Source organism: Pedobacter puniceum, from assembly GCF_009674685.1.
Lineage (GTDB): Bacteria > Bacteroidota > Bacteroidia > Sphingobacteriales > Sphingobacteriaceae > Pseudopedobacter > Pseudopedobacter puniceum.
Genome location: NZ_WKJI01000001.1, coordinates 65,397 through 85,148, shown reverse-complemented (window position 1 = coordinate 85,148; position 19,752 = coordinate 65,397). Strand labels below are relative to the sequence as shown.

Sequence of the window (19,752 nt, the reverse complement as noted above, 5' to 3'; positions counted from 1 at the left end):
ACGATGAATACCAAACCAATCCCTATTAGTATCATCATCTTAACCTTTAATGAGGAAAAGAATATCAAAGCTTGTGTAGAGAGTGCTCTAGATTTTGCTGAGGAAATATTTGTTGTAGACTCTGGTTCTACCGATGCTACTTTAGAAATACTAAAAAATTATCCAGTACAAGTTGTTCAGCATCCTTTTGAAAATTATAGCGAACAAAGAAATTGGGCTATTCAACATTTACCTATCAATACCCCTTGGATTTTGAATATGGATGCAGACCATCGGCTTACAGAAGAGTTTAGAGCAGAAGTAAGTAGCATTTTTAACAAGCAGATAGCCGATGATATCAACGGATTTTTAGCCAGTAGGAAAACCATCTTTATGAATAAATGGATTAAATATGGTGGCCACTACCCTACCTACCATGCTGTGCTATTTAGGAAAGGCAAAGGTTTATGTGAAGAAAAACTTTATGACCAGCATTTTAAAGTGGATGGTAAAACCCAAAAACTTAAAGGAGATATTATTGATTTAATTACAGAATCTTTAAGCACCTTTACTTTAAGACACGATAAATGGTCTAATTTAGAAGCCTTCGAACAATTTCATCCACAACACCAAGGATCAGTTATAAAAGGCTCTTTACAAGATAATAATCCTATTGCTAGAAGAAGGTATATGAAAAATTTATACGAGCGTTTTCCTTTATTTGTAAGACCTTTTGTTTACTTTTTCATCAGATATTTTTTTAGATTAGGATTTCTGGATGGCAAAGAAGGATTGATATTTCATTTTTTACAGTGTTTCTGGTTTAGATTTTTGATAGATGCCAAAATTTATGAGCTTAAAAAACAACAAGATGGCCTATAATCAAAAACTAACAAAATTTATCTTCACGCTACTGCTAATTTATTTTGCTTTAGACTATTTTTTTGAGTTTTGGATAGGTATCTGTGCTCCAGGCGGATTATATTGGCCTTTTGCACATCAACATCTAAACTTTATTGCTTGGTATAGGAATCTTTTAATCTCGGGGTCTCAAATCATTGCTTCTCTATTTGATATAACAAGTATTAGTAATGCCACAGCTATGCTATTGATTGGGCATGGCGGAGTTAAAATTGTATATAGCTGTTTGGGCTATGGCATCATCAGCTTACTCATTGCTTTTGGTTTAGCTGTACCTGATAAGAAGTTTAAAAACAGGCTAATTTTCATCTTAAGCAGTGTCTTATTATTTTCTTTATTTAATATGTTGAGATTATTTGTTGTAGCTTTTTATGCAAAGACAGTGGCAGGTATGCGTGTAGACCATCATGATATATTCAATTGGATATGTTATATCATCATCTTTACAGGGATGTATTTTTGGATGAACAAAAAAAATGCACCTAATAAAAAATCACATGTCGGAGAAAGTACAACTTAAAAAGAAATTTGATACAGGTAAGTTTGACCATGGAGCTTCGGTACTCAAACAAGTTCTTTGGTATTTTTGCAGTGCCTTGTTCTTTAGGTCTGGATTGATTCCTTTCAGCATCGTTTTAGTATGGATCTTAAGATTATTTGGGGCTAAAATCGGAAAAGATGTTCGTGTTAAACCTTATGTACATATTAAATTCCCCTGGAAATTAACATTAGGAGACCATTCTTGGTTGGCAGAATGTTTTATTGAAAATCTGGACCATGTGCATATTGGTGCTAATTGCTGTGTTTCCCAAGGCGCTATGTTGATGACAGGAAATCATGACTATAAAAGCAAAAATTTTGATTTGCTTACCAAGCCTATTAAACTTGAAGATGGTGTATGGATTGGCGCAAAAGCTATTGTGTGCCCTGGCGTTACTTGTAAAAGTCATGCTGTTTTGAGTATGGCTTCTGTAGCTCATCATGATTTAGAAGCATATAGTATTTATCAGGGCGCTCCTGCTGTGAAAATTAAAGAGAGGGTGATGATGTAGTTAGTTGGTTAGTTGGTTAGGTATTAGTTGGTTAGGTGGTTAGAGAGATTATCTTAAAATACAACATATTTCATAGAGCAAACTTTTTTGTTATTCTTCGATTCCACTCAGCCAGACGCAGTTTTATCTACCTTCCCCCTGCACCCCTTCTAAAAAAGACACCTTACAAATAGGTTTTTAAAAGTAAAAAGTACAGAGTAGGAAGATTCATCAACTTTGTAATTATGCCGCTAGTGTCTCCCTCTGGAGGGAGAATCAAAGAGGGAGGAATACTGACTGTCTTTTTTCCTCCCCCTGCACCCCCTCTAAAGGGGGATACCTTGCAAATGGGTTTTTAAAAAGTAGTAAGTAAAAAGTACGGAGTAGGAAGATTCATCAACTTTGTAATTATGCCGCTAGTGTCTCCCTCTGGAGGGAGAATCAAAGAGGGAGGAATACTGACTGTCTTTTTTCCTCCCCCTGCACCCCCTCTAAAGGGGGATACCTTGCAAATGGGTTTTTAAAGTAGTAAGTAAAAAGTACGGAGTAGAAAGATTCATCAACTTTGTAATTATGCCGCTAGTGTCTCCCTCTGGAGGGAGAATCAAAGAGGGAAGATATGTTAAGTAGCAAGTAAAAAGTACCTAGTAGAAAGATAAAATATCGCTTACTATTAATTTTATCTGCCTCCCCCTACACCCCCTCTAAAGGGGGATACCTTGCAAATGGGTTTTTAAAAGTAAAAAGTACGGAGTAGAAAGATTCATCAACTTTGTAATTATGCCGCTAGTGTCTCCCTCTGGAGAAAGAATCAAAGAGGGAGGAATACAGACTGCCTTTTTTCCTCCCCCTGCACCCCCTCTAAAGGGGGATACCTTGCAAATGGGTTTTTAAAAAGTAGTAAGTAAAAAGTACGGAGTAGGAAGATTCATCAACTTTGTAATTATGCCGCTAGTGTCTCCCTCTAGAGGGAGAATCAAAGAGGGAGGAATACAGACTGCCTTTTTTCCTCCCCCTTCGCCCCCTCTAAAGGGGGATACCTTGCAAATGGGTTTTTAAAAGTAGTACGTAAAAAGTACAGAGTAGGAAGATTCATCAACTTTGTAATTGTGCCGCTAGTGTCTCCCTCTGGAGGGAGAATCAAAGAGGGAGGAATACAGACTGCCTTTTCCTCCCCCTGCACCCCCTCTAAAGGGGGATACCTTGCAAATGGGTTTTTAAAAAGTAGTAAGTAAAAAGTACGGAGTAGGAAGATTCATCAACTTTGTAACTATGCCGCTAGTGTCTCCCTCTGGAGGGAGAATCAAAGAGGGAGGAATACAGACTGCCTTTTTTCCTCCCCCTGCACCCCCTCTAAAGGGGGATACCTTGCAAATGGGTTTTTAAAAAGTAGTAAGTAAAAAGTATAGAGTAAAAAGACCTTCCTCCTGCACCCCTTCTATAAAAAGACACCTTACAAATAGAATAGGATTATACTTTTTGATAGTTCAGGTTATTCTTCTTCTAAATAAAAAAAGCTCCAAATTGGAGCTTTTTTTATGCTATTGATACAAATTATTTCTCAGATAATGGTCAATGATGACCAGTGCAGCCATGGCTTCTACAATGGCAACAGCTCTGGGAACAACACATGGGTCATGCCTACCTTTTCCTTTAATTTCTGCAGCATCACCATCCTTATTAACGGTTTGCTGATTGGTCATGATGGTAGCAACAGGCTTAAAAGCAACCCTGAAATTGATATCCATACCATTAGAAATACCACCTTGTATACCGCCAGAAAAATTGGTTCTGGTAATGACATTTCCCAAATGGTTCTTTTCAAAAATGTCATTATGCTCTGAGCCACGCATGGTAGAACCATCAAAGCCAGAACCATAATCAAAACCATGTACGGCATTAATACTCAACATGGCTTTACCTAAATCTGCATGTAGCTTATCAAAAACGGGCTCTCCTAATCCTACAGGACAATTTTTAATGATACAGCTTACTTTACCTCCTATAGTATCACCTTCTTTTCTGATTTGATCAATCAGGTTTATCATTTCCTTTGCCGTTGCAGGGTCTGCACATCTTACAATATTACTTTCTCTTAATGCTTCAAAATCTTCTACTGAAGTAAAATCGATATGCGGAGCATCAATAGTGCCTACAGAAGAAACGTGTGCTACCACCTCTATTCCTACCTTTTTTAAAGCCAACTTAGCAATAGCACCTGCTGCTACACGAGCTGCGGTTTCACGAGCTGATGACCTACCTCCTCCTCTATGGTCTCTTATTCCATATTTATGTTGATAGGTATAATCTGCATGCGATGGTCTGAAGGTATCCTTATTATGATCGTAATCTTTTGATTTCTGATCTTCATTTGGGATAACAATAGCAATAGGTGTTCCTGTTGTTTTACCTTCAAAAACCCCAGAAAGTATCTGACAAGTATCTGATTCTTTTCTTTGGGTGGTAATTTTAGATTGCCCGGGTTTACGTTTATCCAGCTCGTACTGAATAAAGTCTAGGTCTAACGCTATATTGGGCGGACAACCATCTATGATGACGCCTATAGCCGCTCCATGCGACTCGCCAAAAGTGGTAATTCTAAATACTTGTCCGAATGAATTTCCTGCCATGTTTTTATTTATTATCAGTTATTGGTTGTCAGTTGACGGTTGCTAGTTATCTCTTTGAAGCGATTGAATCGCTAAACCATGTTAAGCACTCGTTACAAACGAGCGCAAAATCTATTTTATCTTATAGCCCAAGGTTAAAATCTTAGGCTATTATTGCATATCATTAAGCGATTGAATCGCTAAACCATATTAAGCACTCGTTACAAACGAGCGCAAGAAAGAAGCGATTGAATCGCTAAACCATGTTAAGCACTCGTTACAAACGAGCGCAAGACAAACGTATTGCAAACGAGCGCAAGAGACACCCAGCTACTTTTTACTTTCTACTTTTTACTTTCTAGACTGAATCCAATTTTCTTTACATCCTCCCAATAGCTTGGATATGATTTCTCTACCACGTTTGCTTCTTCTACTTCAACCTCTTTAACCAAGCTTGCTAAAGGCGCAAAGGCCATCGCCATACGGTGATCTTCATATGTAGCAATACTGATTTTATCCGGAAAATGTAATCCGCTACAGTCTAAAGTATAGTTCAGATTTTCCTCAATAAGTTTTACTCCTATTTTAGCCAATTCGTTTTGTAAAGCGGCAACGCGGTCTGTTTCTTTAATTTTTAAAGTTTCCAAACCTGTAAAAGTAGCTTCATGCCCTAGTGCAGCACTACAAACAATAACAGTTTGAGCTAAATCCGGACAATCTTTTAAATCAAAGAATTTTTCGCTGAGCTGATGAGGAACTTTTTTAATGATGATACCTTCTTCGCTGTAAGCGGTAGCAATACCAAAATGCGCCATGATAGTAGCAATAACACTATCTCCTTGTAAGCTGTTTTGCCTTAAATAAGGTAAAGTAATGGTTGCTTCATCTGCCAAAGCAGCAAAAGCATACCAATAAGATGCTGCGCTCCAATCTGGCTCTACCACAAGGGTACTACGCTCAAACTCTTGATGTGCTATAGTAATTTGATTACCCTCCCAAGTATGTTGTATACCACACTGAGTTAGGAAACCTAAAGTCATCTCTACATAAGGTTTGGAGGTTAACTCGCCTTCAATGTCTAAAGTTAAACCCTCTTCTAAAGCGGCTGCTACCAATAATAGAGAAGTAATGTATTGAGAGCTGATATCTCCCTTGATACTTACCTTATTTTGCGTTTGTTTAAAAGCAGGAGCTATCTTTAAAGGCGGAAAACCTTCGTTTTCTACATAAGTAATTTGTCCGCCAATTTTATTAAGCGCATCAACTAAAATACCAATAGGACGTTGTTTCATCCGCTCTGTACCGGTTAATACAGTCTGAACACCTTTAACAGTTAGGTAAGAAGCCAAGAAACGCATAGCTGTACCAGCCGGACCAACATTTACTTCTGCTGGTTCTTGGGCTAAACTATTTAAGATTTGATTTAGCGTTACGGTATCGGCAGCAGCCGAAAGGTTTTCTACTTTAACCTTTCCGCCACTTAATGCCTGTATAATAAGCGCTCTATTACTTTCGCTTTTAGAACCTGTTAACCTAATCGTCTCCTGTATTTGTTTTGGAGCTTTACTGATGAGGATATTTCCGCTCATTAGTTTAGTTCTGTTTTAGCGTTCATGATTTCGGTTTGTTTACGAATAGACTCGCCGTGTATCAATTCTAAAACCTTCTCTGTGAAATCTTTTTCTAATTTTAAAGCACTTGCTAAAGCGGTTCTTTTCTCTAAAATTTCTTCCCAACGGTTAACCTGTAAGATGGTTACATCGTTATCTCTTTTGTACTCACCAATTTTCTCTACCAAAGCCATACGCTCGCCTAGTTTTTGTAAGATTTGATCATCAATTCTATCAATTGAATCTCTTAAACCTTGTAATTTATCGGTAAACTCTGGATTTGAAGAATCTGCTTTTCTGATGGTTAAGTTATTAACGATTTCAGCTAGAGCAGCTGGGGTAACTTGTTGTTTAGCATCTGTCCATGCCACAGAAGGGTCTATGTGCGATTCAATCATTAATCCTTGCATATCTAAGTCTAATGCTTGTTGAGAGATGTAAGGAATTAAATCTCTTGTACCACAAATATGACTTGGGTCGTTCAAGATAGGTAATTCTGGTGCTAATGTTTTAAGATGGATAGCTAAATCCCACATAGGCTCGTTTCTGTAAGCTGATTTCTCGAAAGAAGAAAATCCACGGTGGATAGCTGCTAATTTAGTGATTCCAGCTCTGTTGATACGCTCTAAAGCACCAATCCATAAAGCTAAATCTGGGTTGATAGGGTTTTTAACCATTACCGGTACATCAACACCTTGTAAAGCATCAGCAATTTCTTGTACTGTAAAAGGGTTTACGGTAGAACGAGCACCAATCCAAAGGATATCAACACCTGCTGCTAAAGCTTCTTCAACGTGTTTTGCGGTTGCTACCTCTACTGCTGTAGGTAAACCAGTTTCTTCTTTAGCTCTTTTTAACCATTGTAAACCAATGCTTCCGATACCTTCAAATTCTCCCGGACGAGTTCTTGGTTTCCAGATACCTGCTCTTAAAACACTTACTTTACCTGTGTTTTTTACTAAATGAGCGGTTGCTAATAATTGCTCTTCTGTTTCTGCACTACATGGTCCAGAGATGATTAATGGCTCGCTAGATACCTTCATCCAGCTGCTTAGTGGTTGTATGTTTAAGTTAAGTTTCATATCTATTTTATTTTATTCTGTTCGTTTTTGTTAATGATTAATAGTTGTCGGTTGTTAGACTTTGCTGACTTCCGACATCGGTCTTCCGACTTTAAACCTTATCGTTCTTTTTATACTCGCCCAAAATGCTAAAGTTGCTGGTATGTTTTAATGAATCGCGGATGGCTCTATCATACTGCTTCGTATCTTTCCACTCTACATCTACATAAAAATTATATTCATTTCTTTTACCCAATACCGGCATCGATTGGATTTTACTCATATTGATATTATTCTCGGCGAAGATATTTAATACAGCAGCTAAAGAGCCTACATTATTATTTACCTGAAAACACAAAGAAGCTTTGTTGCTATCTTTAATATCTACCTGCTTATCTGTAAGAATTAAAAAACGGGTATAGTTTTTCTTATTAGATTCTATCCTACGTTCTAAAATTTCTAAGCCATAAAGCTTTGCTGCTAAATTATTGGCAATAGCAACCGTATCTGTTAATTGCTCTTCTTTGATTTTCTTAGCACAGGCAGCAGTATCGCTACTTTCTACTACTTTAAGATGAGGGAAATCATCCAGAAAATCATTACACTGACGGATAGCAATAGGATGCGAGGTTACAGTTTTAATATCCTCGAACTTAACTCCTGGAAGCGCCATTAAATGCAATTGAATATGCAAGTAAACTTCGCCTATAACTGGAAAATTATACTCTCTTAATAAAGTATAATTAGGCAATAAACTTCCGGCAATGCTATTCTCAATAGCCATCACCACATAGTCAGCCTCACCTGCTTTAAGCTTCTGAAAAGTTTCTTTAAAAGAGTTGCACTCGATAGTGTCTATATCCTCTCCAAAAAACTTAAATGCGGCTTCTTCGTGAAAAGAAGCTTTAATTCCCTGTATTGCAACTCTCTTTTTTGCGCTCATGCTGATTAAAAAAAAAGACCCGGCCTAAATAGACCGGGTCTTTGTATTTTTATAGTCTATTACAACATACTATGCCCGGCTCTTATTTGAATAATAAAAGTAACCGAAGTAATATGTAGCGTTGAATTTCATTTTTTGTTTGTTGGATGCAAATGTACATACTTATTTTTCTTATGCAATATTTTTTTACATTTTTTCTGAAGTAATGGGATTTTAATTCATGATCTAATGAATCTCCTCCCCCTGCACCCCCTCAATGAGGGGGACACCTTGCATATGGGCTAGGATTATACTTTACAATAAAAATAAAATTCTTTTTAACACACTTACTAGGTATGCCACCAGTGTCTCCCTCTAGAGGGAGAATTAAAGAGGGAGGAATTACTAATTAAATACAATAAAGCCTCCCCCTGCACCCCCTCGATGAGGGGGACACCTTGCATATGAGTTAGAATTATACTTTATAATGAAAATAAAATTCTATTTAACACACTTACTAGGTATGCCACCAGTATCTCCCTTTGGAGGGAGAATGAAAGAGGGAGGAATTACTAATTAAATACAATAAAGCCTCCCCCTGCACCCCCTCAATGAGGGGGACACCTTGCATATGGGCTAGGATTATACTTTATAATGAAAATAAAATTCTTTTTAACACACTTACTAGGTATGCCACCAGTGTCTCCCTCTAGAGGGAGAATGAAAGAGGGAGGAAGAACATCACTATGCCCTCATTTCTTTAGATTAAAGATGAAATTTTCGATAGCTCTTTTTACGTTTTCTATATCCGATAATACTTCCTCATCTGAAAAACGAATAATATGAAAACCAACTGATTTTAAATCCCAATCTCTAATGGCATCTTTTTTTGACACCTCATCCCAATGATGTGTTAAACCGTCTACTTCAATAATCAGCATTAACTCTTTACACATGAAATCCGCGATATAATTCAAAATGGGTCTCTGTCTTCGGAACTGATAACCCATCATTTGTTTACCAGATAATACAAATTTCCATATACAGGCCTCAGCCTTGGTCATTTCCTTACGGTTGACTTTTGCATAATCTCGTAGATTTATGTTGTACAGAAAATGATTTTCTTTATTTGCTTTGTCCATAGTGTAGCTGATTGATTAATAAAAATAGTAATATACCAGAATATTCATACTTGAGTTTGTATGGTATCGCGTTATCTCCTCCTCAAATGAGGGAATACTTTGCAGTTGGGTAAGTTTTAAAAGATTAATAATGGAAAGTATAATGTATAGCAATTTAATACTATCATAATGTTATCCTCTCCCTGCACCCCCTCGATGAGGGAGACACCTTGCAGTTGGGTTAAGACATAAGTTAGTAAAAAATAATTTAATTCGCTTGAAGGGTATGCCGCCAATGTCTCCCTCTGGAGAGAGAATGAAAAAGAGAGAGCTCTAATTGTTTTCCTCCCCCTGCACCCCCTCAATGAGGGGGACACCTTGCATATGGGCTAGGATTATACTTTATAATGAAAATAAAATTCTTTTTAACACACTTACTAGGTATGCTACCAGTGTCTCCCTCTGGAGGGAGGAATGAAAGAGGGAGGAATTACTAATTAAATACAATAAAGCCTCCCCCTGCACCCCCTCAATGAGGGGGATACTTTGCAAATGGGCTAGGATTATACTTTATAATGAAAATAAAATTCTATTTAACACACTTACTAGGTATGCCACCAATATCTCCCTCTGGAGGGAGAATGAAAGAGGGAGGAATTACTAATTAAATACAATAAAGCCTCCCCCTGCACCCCCTCGATGAGGGGGACACCTTGCATATGGGCTAGGATTATACTTTATAATGAAAATAAAATTCTATTTAACACACTTACTAGGTATGCCACCAGTGTCTCCCTTTGGAGGGAGAATGAAAGAGGGAGGAATTACTAATTAAATACAATAAAGCCTCCCCCTGCACCCCCTCAATGAGGGGAATACTTTGCAAATGGGTTTTTAAAAAGTAGTAAGTAAAAAGTACTGAGTAGAAAGACCTTCCCCTGCACCCCTTCTAAAAAAAGACACCTTACAAATAGAATAAGATTATATTTTTAGAAATGAAAGTTTAACTATTTAAACTTCTATAATAAGCTAAACTTTCTATAATCAAATCTTTAGAAACTACCTGATTGTACAAGCAATTCCCGATTTTATTTGGTAGAGAGAAATTGATATTACCAGCACTGTTCTTTTTATCATGCTGCATAATCGCGAGTAAATCATTTTCGATGCCTTCTTTAAGCTTATATTTTGGGAAGAATTTTAACACATCTTGAACAATGGCTTTAAAATCTTCTTCTTCTAAAATGCCTGTCATGTGAGCTAGATACGACTCACATATCATCCCTACGGCAATGGCTTCGCCGTGTAAAAGCGGACTGCTATCATGTTCTAAAGACCAAGATTCTACGGCATGCCCAATAGTATGTCCAAAATTTAAGATTTTTCTTAAGCCTTTTTCAAAAGGATCCTCCAAAACAACTTTATTTTTAATTGCTACGGATGCATGTATTTGCGCTGTACTGATATCTTTTGCATGAGCCAAGCTGATGATATCTTGATAATAAGCAGCATCAGCGATGATACCATGTTTGATAACTTCTGCAAAACCTGATATGATTTGTCTTTCTGGCAGGGTTTGTAAAAAATCTGCACAAATGATAACTGCTTGTGGCAAAGCAAAAGTGCCGATGATATTTTTTACATTTTCGATATCGATACCTGTTTTACCACCAACAGAAGCATCTACTTGGGAAAGTAGCGTAGTAGGAATCTGAATAAAATCTATCCCTCTTTTATAGGTTGATGCAGCAAAGCTTCCCATATCGGTAACTACACCGCCACCTAAATTTATCACTACTGCATTTCTATCGGCTTCAAAATCCAATAACATCCTCCAGATACCTATGCAATAATCAATATTTTTATTTTCCTCCCCGTAAGGGATTTCTATAATATCAAAATTATCTAACGCTGATAATTTCTCTTGTAAAACAGGCAGGCAAAACTGTCCGGTATTTTCATCAGTAATGATAAATACTTTAGAGTAATTACCTTGTTGAAGAAGGTCTTGTAAAACCTGTAAACTATTATCGAAATATACCTGATAAGTACTGCTTTGGATAGGATTCATACAATTTTAATGGTTTTATTATTGAATTTTACGGTATCGCCTTTACGCACTTTTAAGCGCTTACGGTAATCGGTAACGCCGTTGTATTGTACCAAGCCATCCATCACTACCGCTTGTGCTTCGCCCCCAGAGGAAACTAAGTCTGTTGCTTTTAGGAGCTGTATCAGCGGGATAAACTCGCCTTCTAGTTTAAATTCAATCATTTGCGCAAACTTACAAAAATCATCTACAATTTATAGGTCTCTTAACAGTCCGTTTTTACTAAAATACAGCTGTAAATTATCTGGAGCTGTCATCAAATAGGTTTGTAAACCCAATTCTTGGGCGGTTTTAAGATGCTGCGGACTATCATCTATAAATAATGTTTCTTCAGGCTTTAGTCCGTGTGTATCTAATACATATTCGAAGATATCGGCATTAGGCTTACGCATCCTTAACAAATGAGAGTAATAATCTTTAATGAAGAAAGAGGAATTATCTGCTAAACCAAAATCTGCTTTTAGATACTTCATAATCCAATCGTAATGGATTTCGTTGTTATTACTCAGTAAAAAAGTTGGATACTGGGCTTTTATTTTCAACAATAAATCATGATTTCCATCGGGAACACCTAGCAATAAAGTATTCCAAGCATCATCAATCTGCTGGTCGGTTAGTTGCGGTTGTTTTGCCTTACGTCTGATACCTTCTCGCCACTCGGCTGCCGAAATATTTCCTTTTTCAAACTCATCAAACAACGGGTCGTGACCTTTATGCGCAAAAAATTCTTCAATATTTTGGATACCTAAATCTATAAAAGCTTGCTGTGTTCTTTTAAAATCTATGTTGAAGATAACGTTACCGTAGTCGAAAATGATTGTTTTTACTGCCTTCATGATGTGTCAAAGGTATTAATCTTTCATTTGATTATGGATAGATTTTTGCGTCAAGAACAAAAATAAGCGTATCTAGCATGAGTAACATACACGAAGAAATGATGAGAAAGGCCATTGCCTTAGCAGAAGGAAACCTTAAAACATTGTACGGCGGACCATTTGGTTGTGTGATTGTTAAAAATGGTAAAATAATAGCCTCTGCTGCCAACAGCGTAAATAAAGATAACGACCCTACTGCACATGCAGAGGTTAATGCCATTAGGCTGGCCTGTAAGAATCTTAAACAAGCCGATTTAAAGGGAGCAATTTTATATACCAGTGCCGAGCCATGCCCTATGTGTTTGAGTGCTATTTATTGGGCAAATATTACAGAAGTTTATTATGGCAACACCCGCACAGATGCAGATTGGGCAGGTTTTGGAGATGAATTTATTTACGAAGAATTAAAGCTTCCAATTGCAGAGCGGAAATTATCTTTCAAGCGTATTTTACCTGCCGAGAGCATCATCAGCTTTGAGAAATACCATGAATTAGACGAACAGGAGAAAGCAAAAATCAAGAATGGAAGCTTGTAAAGTTTTCGTAATGAATATTTTGCAAGTATTTTAAATTTATTTTTTAGAATTTGATGGCAAATTCGTAACATTGCATCCGCAAATCAGTAATGATTTTCAGCACCTATAGCTCAGTTGGTTAGAGTAGAAGACTCATAATCTTTTGGTCCCTGGTTCGAGCCCAGGTGGGTGCACAAAAAGAAGCTTTCAGAAATGAAAGCTTTTTTTGTTTAAGCTGATTTTTAAATTGTATTAATACTTCAATATTAGTAAATTTAATTATGGAAAGGCTGATTATCAATATCCCAGAAACAAAAAGCACTCTTGTAAAGCAAATCTTAAAAGAACTTGGAGTTGTTATTCAAGCTGAGCAAAAAATCAGTCAATCAGATTTCAAAAAAAACTTAACGAATGTTTCTGTATGGTCTGATGAAGATTTAAAAGTTTTTGACGACACCAAATCAGCTTTTGACAATCTAAAACCCCAACAACGGTAGCAGATACTGGAATTTTCATAGAGCATCTTCGCTCTAAAAACAAGCTATCCACTACTCTTTATAAAATTTCAGAAAACAATAATCTATTCATCTCCTCTGTAACACTTTATGAGCTTTACATGGGCGCTACAACAGATGCTAAGCAAAGAGATGTTAAATTAATTATTGATAATTTCACAATTCTTTCGTTTACTGATTTTATAGCAACAAGAGCCGCAATGGTATACCATCATCTTAGATTGACTAATAAGATGATTGAATTTAGAGATTTATTTATTGCTGCTACTTGTATTGTACATGAACTTCCAATCTTAACACTAAATAAAAAGCATTTCGAACGTATAGATGAATTAGAAATCGTGGCATTATAAATTTCAAAATTCAATATTACTTTAAGCCGTACTCATTTATGACAACAATCACTTTCCTTATGTGACTATTGTCACCATAGCAAAGACCTAACATTGGCAATTTTGAAGAAAAATCAAGATTGTGAAATATATTATAATAGGTGCAGTAGCCGGGGGTGCTAGTACTGCAGCCAGGTTAAGAAGACTGGATGAACATGCTGAAATCATCATGTTTGAAAAAGGCGAATATATCTCTTATGCTAATTGCGGTTTGCCTTATTACATTGGCAATATCATCAAAGACAGAGACAAACTATTTGTACAAAGTCCGGCTTCTTTTGCTATCCGTTTTAAAGTAGATGTAAGAACCAACAGCTTGGTTAATGCTATCTCTGCAACAGAAAAAAACATTACAGTAACTAACCTCATTAGCGGAAAAACATATCAGGAAACGTATGATAAACTAATTTTATCGCCTGGTGCCAATCCCATCGTCCCGCCTTTAAGCGGCATCCATGAAGAAGGGATTTTCACTGTTAGAAACGTTCAGGATACAGACCGCATCAAGCATTACATCACAGCTAAAAAAGCCAAAACAGCAGTAGTAATTGGGGCAGGATTTATTGGCTTAGAGATGGCCGAAAACTTTCATGAATTAGGACTGGAAGTGAGTATTGTGGAGATGGGAAATCAAATTCTTGCTCCTGTAGATTTCCCAATTGCAGCCATTGTACAAAAACATCTACGAGAAAAAGGCTTGCATCTTTTTTTAAATACACAGGTAACTGGCTTTGAAAAAGTAAATCAAAACATTCATGTACACCTTAAAGACAAAGCTCCTTTAATAGCAGATATTGTGATTTTAGCTATCGGGGTTAAACCCGATACACAGCTTGCAGAAACTGCTCAACTAAGAATTGGCGATGCTAAAGGTATTTGGGTGAATGAGTATCTGCAAACTTCTGATCCTGATATTTATGCGGTTGGTGATGCTGTCGAATTTGAAAATCCAATATCGCAACAAGCAAGCTTAAGCTTACTAGCCGGACCAGCTAATAAACAAGGTCGGATATGCGCAAATAATATTGTTTTGGGTAATCATCAGCTCTATAGGGGTTCAATACAAACAGCCATTGTTAAACTATTTGATTTAACAGTAGCTACAGCCGGAATAGCAGTTAAACATCTTCAAAAACTTAAAATACCACATCTTACATCAATTATACATGGTAATTCTCATGCGGGTTATTATCCTGATGCCCAACTGATGACTATACAAATTGCATTCTCTCCTGATGATGGCAAATTGTTAAGCGCCCAAATTATTGGAAAAGAAGGCGTTGATAAGAGAATTGATTTACTGGCTCAAGTTATCAAAAATGAAGGTACTATTTACGATTTGATGGAGATTGAGCATGCTTATGCCCCACCCTATTCATCGGCCAAAGACCCTGTAAATATGGCTGGTTTTACGGCAGAAAATATATTATTAGGTCGGTTAAAAACCATAAGTATTGATGAATTTATGGCTTTAAAAGATGAATATGTATTGATTGATGTAAGAACCCCTCAAGAATTTGAGCAAGGAAGTATGGTAAATGCTATGAATATTCCTTTAGATGAAATTAGGACCAAATTACATCAAGTGCCAAAAGACAAATCTGTTTACATCTTTTGCCAACAAGGTATGCGAGGATATTTGGCTCAAAGGATTTTAACACAACATGGCTTTGAAAACATCAGCAATTTATCTGGCGGATATTTGCTTTGGAAAATATGCAAAGATGAAAAGAGCTTATAACGCATAAAGAGAAAAGACATAGAATTGATTATTTAAAACGACAGCTTTTTTATACATTTAGTGAAATATTTCTATGAAATGAGATTAGGCTATTTTGTATTATTTCTTGCTTGTATAGCACTTTATGCTTGTTCTGAGGATGAAAACTTTAGCAGACGTACCAATTATGTGGTGATAGATAGCTTAAGAACCGATTTACTTTTTTATCAAAAATTTGATCCTGTTAAGGATATTAAACTTTCAAATGCTATTGAAAATAAAACCATTACCATTGATATTAATGAAGACGCTTTAGCAGACATTAGTTTTACAGCTAGCCAGAATAATACCACTAGCCAAACCATCAAAAGCTTAAAAACAAAGACCTTAAACGGCAAACTTAAAGTAGCATTGATAAATAGTTTGGCTTTCCCTAAAACCTTTTCTTATAAGGATTTAATTGAAGAAAAAGAACGCTGGGAAAGTGGTGAATTTTTAATGGCTTATTATGAAAGGTCTCCTTCAAGTGCAGTAAGAGATTCTATATCTGGCACATGGAATTCAAAAACAGACTACTATATAGGCCTCAGATTAGAAAAACAAGACGCCAGCATCAGCTATGGCTGGATAAAATTATCTGTAAGTAATTATAACCTTTTAGAGGTAAAAGAAACAGCTTTGCAGCGGTAATTCTGCAAAGCTGTTTATGGTTAGTGCTTGTGGCCCGGCTCATAAATAAGCCTTAAAAAACTTTGGAACCTTTTATTTTCCCGATTTACAGGAATACCAGAAACAATTCCAACCATTAAATTATCAGCAATACTTACTCGCATTTGGGGTCTTATCATCATATCAAAATCCTCATTTCTAAAGGTCTTGTTGAATTCTATCCCTATAAAATTTCTTGAGCTAGTTATCATATAATGAAAGTTTGTATTTACATCGTAGCTATTCTCCCAACTTTTCTTCACAAAAGGTTTGTAAAACTGTGGCCCGGTATACACCAAACTATGGAAATTAGCTCCTATCCTCTTAGCTATTACTAAAAATGGATTGAAGCTATTTCCTACAAACATATTTCTGGTTGTGATATTATTTAACTCAGTAAATTTTACTTTATTGATATAGCCAAAAGCCATTGAGGTTCTTAGCTTTGGATTCACCAGAAACGTCCATTGAAAAGCTGTTTTTAAACCTTCAAAAGCATGAGAAGGTTGTTTAATAATAGTTTCCTTGCCATTTTTACTATACAAACTTACAGGTACTTCTATCTCTAAACCTAAACGATTAGCTATTGCCCATTCATATTCTACCAAAAGCTCTATCTCATCGTAATTAAGATTATCTTGGATGCCTAAACCCACGTTCCATTCTTTCTCTCCTTTTCTTGCTCCTAAATCTCTAATCAAATCAATATAAAGAGGTTCTGCATGTTCTAGTTTAATGAATTTTGTACTGTCTTGTTTGGCAGTGGCTTGATTAAATAAAGCTAAAAAGCAAAAGAATGCCATTAGCCTGATTACATATTTTATCATCAGTCTTTTTTTTATTAAAATAATTTTAAAAAATTCTCTTTACGGAGTTGTTGCTAAGAAGGATGATAATTCTGGCGGAAGAAATATGGAGAGTAATTTGCCTTTAGGTAGCTTTTGGATGTTAAAATCAATCAAATCAGATAAAAACATCGGTATATAAAAAAGTTCGAGAGTTGTAAATAGCGTGATATACAACTTTAATTTAATGTTGGTTTGTTCTTGTTCTGATTCTTGTTGCTCTTCTATATGATTATCTAACCCTAATATAAATTCTGAGAAGAATTCATAGTAAGATTCATAATCATTTAATTGAAGATTATCTTGAAAACCCAAATTGGTCAAGCGTTTGGTATGTAGCGTATCAGGAGTGTCATAGCTAAAGTTAAATACAATAGCTGCAATGATGTAAAATATGAAGCTGTCAAATTTAAAAGACCTAAGCTTTTTCATTTTACAAAAAATAATACAGCAGCAAGAAACATGCTGCTGTATTGGTATTTAGTTCTAATTAAGCTAATTTAAATATATGATCAAAATCGTCATTACTATTACAAGTAACTTCTAGGTCTTTGATGAAACCTGTCTCGATATCAATTACCCAGCCATGTACTTCTAACTCTTGCCCGCGAGCCCAGGCATTTTGAATGATAGAAGTTCCGCAAAGTTTATTTACGCCTTCTATTACGTTTAGATGTACCATTTTTCTAACCTTTTCTTCTTGGTCTGCAATAGCATCAATCTCTGCTTTGTGTAAACGATAAACATCTTTGATATTACGCAACCAGTTGTCAATTAATCCATACTGCTTATCAGTCATCGCGGCAGCAACACCACCACAGCCATAATGTCCGGCAATAATAACATGCTCAACTTTTAATACGTTAACGGCGTAATCTAGTACCGATAACATACTCATATCATTATGAACAATAACATTTGCAATATTTCTATGTACAAAAATTTCTCCAGGTAGAGTACCTGTTATTTGATTAGCGGGAACACGGCTATCGGCGCAACCTATCCATAAAACCGGAGGTTTTTGTCCGGATGCCAATCTATTAAAATAGTCAGCATCTTGCTTCAAAGTTTCTGCTACCCACTCTTTATTGCCTTCTATTAAAGACTCGTATGTTATATGCTTAGTTTCAATCATGATCTTAAATTAGTTATTTTTTTGTAACTCCTTTTCGTTATTTACTTTGTTAATATCTACAATTTCCTCAATATCACCAGGCTGTATAATCAAATCCTGAAGCTTAGGAAGCTCGTATTTAGGATGAATATTAACCAACTCTACGTCTATTTGCTTTGTGTAAGCATGCTCGTGGAAATTCTCGATAATTTCTAAAACATCTCTATCTATATACTTAGAGTTAGAACCATCAATAATAACTTTAGCTCCTTTAGGGATATGTGTTAAAGTGTATAAAATAGCTCCTTTGTTTAAGAAGGAAACCTCTTCTGAGAGTTTTAAACGTAGCGTTTTTTGTTTACCATCTTTCTCTAGCTTATAGAAATAAGGATTTCTCATATTGGCTCTTAACAGATAGAAAACACCTATTAACATACCAACTGCAACACCTGTAAGTAAATCTGTAAATACAACTGCAAGAACAGTAACTATAAAAGGAATAAACTGATTTTTACCATGACGCCACATTTTAGAAAACAAAGTGGCATTAGCAAGCTTATAACCTGTAAATAATAAAATAGCAGCCAAAGCAGCTAAAGGAATTTTATTGATAAGCCCCGGAATAACTAATAAAGCCGCTAGCAACCATATGCCGTGAAAAATAGCCGACATTTTAGTTTTGGCCCCAGAATTAACATTAGCTGATGACCTTACGATAACAGAAGTCATAGGTAAACCACCTAATAAACCACTTACTGTATTCCCAACACCTTGGGCAACAAGCTCTCTGTTTGTTGGAGAAACGCGTTTCTGCGGGTCAATTTTATCAATAGCTTCTAAGCTTAATAAGGTTTCTAAAGAAGCTACTATAGCTATCGTTACTGCTACTGTCCAAACTTTCGGATTTGTTATAGCGGTAAAATCTGGAAATAAAAATAAATTTTGAAACTCTGCAAAACTAGCTACCATAGGTATTTGCACCATATGTTCACCAGTTAGTGCTAAACCTGTCTCTTGAAAAGCAAAAGTTAAACCAATACCTGTTAACACTACCACCAAAGCAGCAGGAACAGCAGCAACTTGCTTAATTTTTGGCCACAAGATTAAAATAGCCAAAGAAAGTACAGAGATGATAACTGCACCTAACTGCATATTCTCTACAGCGGTTATAATAGCTGTAAAAGTGTTATCATCATTTACTTGTTTAAAAGACTCTTCGCCTTCGTAACTTTTATCATAGCCTAAAGCATGTGGTAATTGCTTTAAAATTAAGATGATACCAATAGCTGCAAGCATCCCCTCTATAACAGCTGATGGAAAATAATTACCAATAGTACCTGCTTTGGCTATTCCTAAAATGATTTGAATGATACCTGCAATTAAAACTGCAAGAATAAAAATATCATAGCTTCCTAACTGTGTAATTGCATTCAAAACAATCACTGTTAAGCCAGCAGCAGGCCCACTCACACTTAGTTGCGACCCACTAAAACTTGCTACAACAACACCTCCTATTATACCTGTTAATAAACCTGCAAATAAAGGTGCCCCGGATGCTAATGCAATACCTAAACATAAAGGTAAAGCCACTAAAAACACTACGATACTAGAAGGTAGATCTTTTTTTAGTGTTTGCGGATTAAAGTATTTAGCCGCATTAAACCCCGGAAATAAAGACTTGTTATCTTTTTCCATAAAAAATTA

General features: G+C 36.1%; 20 protein-coding genes and 1 tRNA gene. 9 read left to right on the top strand and 12 right to left on the bottom strand.

Annotation, left to right across the window (positions count from 1 at the left end):
- Nucleotides 1–3 precede the first annotated feature (3 nt).
- Genes GJJ64_RS00505 through GJJ64_RS00495 form a run of 3 tightly spaced genes read left to right on the top strand, consistent with a single transcriptional unit; the run spans nucleotide 4 to nucleotide 1,952 of the window.
- Complete coding sequence (locus GJJ64_RS00505) at nucleotides 4–861, top strand: glycosyltransferase family 2 protein (RefSeq protein ID WP_154285834.1); 858 nt, start codon at nucleotides 4–6, stop codon at nucleotides 859–861.
- Nucleotides 851–1,420 carry an exosortase/archaeosortase family protein gene (locus GJJ64_RS00500; RefSeq protein WP_195759194.1) on the top strand — a complete coding sequence of 190 codons (570 nt, stop codon included), beginning with the start codon at nucleotides 851–853 and terminating at the stop codon, nucleotides 1,418–1,420. The genes GJJ64_RS00505 and GJJ64_RS00500 overlap by 11 nt, the downstream gene beginning before the upstream one ends.
- Complete coding sequence (locus GJJ64_RS00495; protein ID WP_154285832.1) at nucleotides 1,398–1,952, top strand: WcaF family extracellular polysaccharide biosynthesis acetyltransferase; 555 nt, start codon at nucleotides 1,398–1,400, stop codon at nucleotides 1,950–1,952. The genes GJJ64_RS00500 and GJJ64_RS00495 overlap by 23 nt, the downstream gene beginning before the upstream one ends.
- A gap of 1,520 nt (nucleotides 1,953–3,472) precedes the next feature.
- On the opposite strand, the gene aroC is transcribed toward GJJ64_RS00495, so the two are convergent.
- The 8 genes from aroC to GJJ64_RS00455 form a co-directional block, all read right to left on the bottom strand.
- Nucleotides 3,473–4,561 carry a chorismate synthase gene (gene aroC, locus GJJ64_RS00490; RefSeq protein WP_154285831.1) on the bottom strand — a complete coding sequence of 363 codons (1,089 nt, stop codon included), beginning with the start codon at nucleotides 4,559–4,561 and terminating at the stop codon, nucleotides 3,473–3,475.
- 323 nt (nucleotides 4,562–4,884) lie between these two features.
- Entirely contained in the window at nucleotides 4,885–6,129 is a 1,245-nt protein-coding gene (locus GJJ64_RS00485; RefSeq protein WP_154285830.1) for a 3-phosphoshikimate 1-carboxyvinyltransferase, read from the bottom strand.
- Entirely contained in the window at nucleotides 6,129–7,232 is a 1,104-nt protein-coding gene (locus tag GJJ64_RS00480; RefSeq protein ID WP_154285829.1) for a chorismate mutase, read from the bottom strand. The genes GJJ64_RS00485 and GJJ64_RS00480 overlap by 1 nt, the downstream gene beginning before the upstream one ends.
- Before the next feature lie 91 nt (nucleotides 7,233–7,323).
- Nucleotides 7,324–8,154 carry a prephenate dehydratase gene (locus tag GJJ64_RS00475; protein ID WP_154285828.1) on the bottom strand — a complete coding sequence of 277 codons (831 nt, stop codon included), beginning with the start codon at nucleotides 8,152–8,154 and terminating at the stop codon, nucleotides 7,324–7,326.
- A gap of 731 nt (nucleotides 8,155–8,885) precedes the next feature.
- Nucleotides 8,886–9,275 carry an endonuclease domain-containing protein gene (locus tag GJJ64_RS00470; protein ID WP_154285827.1) on the bottom strand — a complete coding sequence of 130 codons (390 nt, stop codon included), beginning with the start codon at nucleotides 9,273–9,275 and terminating at the stop codon, nucleotides 8,886–8,888.
- Nucleotides 9,276–10,257: 982 nt separating this feature from the next.
- Nucleotides 10,258–11,325 (bottom strand): 3-dehydroquinate synthase, encoded by a 1,068-nt coding sequence (aroB, locus tag GJJ64_RS00465; RefSeq protein ID WP_154285826.1) that lies wholly within the window; start codon nucleotides 11,323–11,325, stop codon nucleotides 10,258–10,260.
- On the bottom strand, nucleotides 11,322–11,528 hold the full coding sequence (locus GJJ64_RS00460) for an RNA-binding S4 domain-containing protein (RefSeq protein ID WP_154285825.1): 207 nt from the start codon (nucleotides 11,526–11,528) through the stop codon (nucleotides 11,322–11,324). The genes aroB and GJJ64_RS00460 overlap by 4 nt, the downstream gene beginning before the upstream one ends.
- Nucleotides 11,529–11,558: 30 nt before the next feature.
- Nucleotides 11,559–12,200, bottom strand: a complete 642-nt coding sequence (locus tag GJJ64_RS00455) for an HAD family hydrolase (RefSeq protein ID WP_039453658.1) — start codon at nucleotides 12,198–12,200, stop codon at nucleotides 11,559–11,561.
- Nucleotides 12,201–12,277: 77 nt separating this feature from the next.
- Between GJJ64_RS00455 and GJJ64_RS00450 the strand changes: the two genes are divergently transcribed.
- The 6 genes from GJJ64_RS00450 to GJJ64_RS00425 all read left to right on the top strand — a co-directional run bounded on the left by GJJ64_RS00450 (nucleotide 12,278) and on the right by GJJ64_RS00425 (nucleotide 16,071).
- Entirely contained in the window at nucleotides 12,278–12,775 is a 498-nt protein-coding gene (locus GJJ64_RS00450) for a nucleoside deaminase (protein WP_154285824.1), read from the top strand.
- A gap of 99 nt (nucleotides 12,776–12,874) precedes the next feature.
- Nucleotides 12,875–12,948 (top strand) — tRNA-Ile (locus GJJ64_RS00445).
- An 87-nt stretch (nucleotides 12,949–13,035) separates the two neighbouring features.
- Nucleotides 13,036–13,251, top strand: a complete 216-nt coding sequence (locus GJJ64_RS00440) for a hypothetical protein (protein ID WP_154285823.1) — start codon at nucleotides 13,036–13,038, stop codon at nucleotides 13,249–13,251.
- Between the two features lie 11 nt (nucleotides 13,252–13,262).
- Nucleotides 13,263–13,622, top strand: a complete 360-nt coding sequence (locus GJJ64_RS00435) for a type II toxin-antitoxin system VapC family toxin (RefSeq protein WP_317162908.1) — start codon at nucleotides 13,263–13,265, stop codon at nucleotides 13,620–13,622.
- A gap of 121 nt (nucleotides 13,623–13,743) precedes the next feature.
- Nucleotides 13,744–15,402 (top strand): FAD-dependent oxidoreductase, encoded by a 1,659-nt coding sequence (locus GJJ64_RS00430; protein ID WP_317162885.1) that lies wholly within the window; start codon nucleotides 13,744–13,746, stop codon nucleotides 15,400–15,402.
- A 78-nt stretch (nucleotides 15,403–15,480) separates the two neighbouring features.
- Entirely contained in the window at nucleotides 15,481–16,071 is a 591-nt protein-coding gene (locus tag GJJ64_RS00425) for a hypothetical protein (protein ID WP_154285822.1), read from the top strand.
- Nucleotides 16,072–16,091: 20 nt separating this feature from the next.
- Here the strand turns inward: GJJ64_RS00425 and GJJ64_RS00420 are convergent, their stop codons facing one another.
- Genes GJJ64_RS00420 through GJJ64_RS00405 form a run of 4 tightly spaced genes read right to left on the bottom strand, consistent with a single transcriptional unit; the run spans nucleotide 16,092 to nucleotide 19,743 of the window.
- Entirely contained in the window at nucleotides 16,092–16,916 is an 825-nt protein-coding gene (locus tag GJJ64_RS00420) for an HAEPLYID family protein (protein ID WP_154285821.1), read from the bottom strand.
- Nucleotides 16,917–16,955: 39 nt separating this feature from the next.
- Entirely contained in the window at nucleotides 16,956–17,366 is a 411-nt protein-coding gene (locus GJJ64_RS00415; RefSeq protein ID WP_154285820.1) for a hypothetical protein, read from the bottom strand.
- Between the two features lie 58 nt (nucleotides 17,367–17,424).
- Nucleotides 17,425–18,069, bottom strand: a complete 645-nt coding sequence (locus tag GJJ64_RS00410; RefSeq protein ID WP_154285819.1) for a carbonic anhydrase — start codon at nucleotides 18,067–18,069, stop codon at nucleotides 17,425–17,427.
- Between the two features lie 9 nt (nucleotides 18,070–18,078).
- Complete coding sequence (locus tag GJJ64_RS00405) at nucleotides 18,079–19,743, bottom strand: SulP family inorganic anion transporter (protein ID WP_154285818.1); 1,665 nt, start codon at nucleotides 19,741–19,743, stop codon at nucleotides 18,079–18,081.
- Between the last annotated feature and the right edge of the window lie 9 nt (nucleotides 19,744–19,752).